This window comes from Pantoea sp. SIMBA_079, from assembly GCF_046940275.1.
GTDB classification, from domain to species: domain Bacteria; phylum Pseudomonadota; class Gammaproteobacteria; order Enterobacterales; family Enterobacteriaceae; genus Pantoea; species Pantoea borealis.
Genome location: NZ_JAWRYR010000153.1, coordinates 1 through 305, shown reverse-complemented (window position 1 = coordinate 305; position 305 = coordinate 1). Strand labels below are relative to the sequence as shown.

The window sequence follows — 305 nt, the reverse complement described above, 5'->3', positions numbered from 1 at the left end:
ACCTGCCCGGCCGGCGACGCCGGCACGGTCAGGCACGCCGTGTTGGTTCCGGGGCCGGGCACCGCCGTCCCGGTCCCCCCGACCGCGTACTGGTTCGACGTGAGCGTCGACCCCGTGAAGCTGTCCTGCAGCAGCGGGGTACTGCCGTCTGCGAGCGCCGGTGCGGCGGTGAGGCCGACGAGGCCGACGCCGATCGCCAGTGCGGCCGCGACGATCATGGCGGGAACACGTATTTGAATGATAGGGAGAGCAGTGAGGTGTAAACTAATCTTGAGACTATTTCCGTGAAGGAAGCTGTTCGGATG

1 pseudogene is annotated in these 305 nt (G+C 66.6%); it reads right to left on the bottom strand.

The features are described 5' to 3' along the window. Window positions 1-218, bottom strand: a pseudogene (locus SB719_RS19520) (hypothetical protein); the annotation flags it as partial. Window positions 219-305 lie beyond the last annotated feature (87 nt).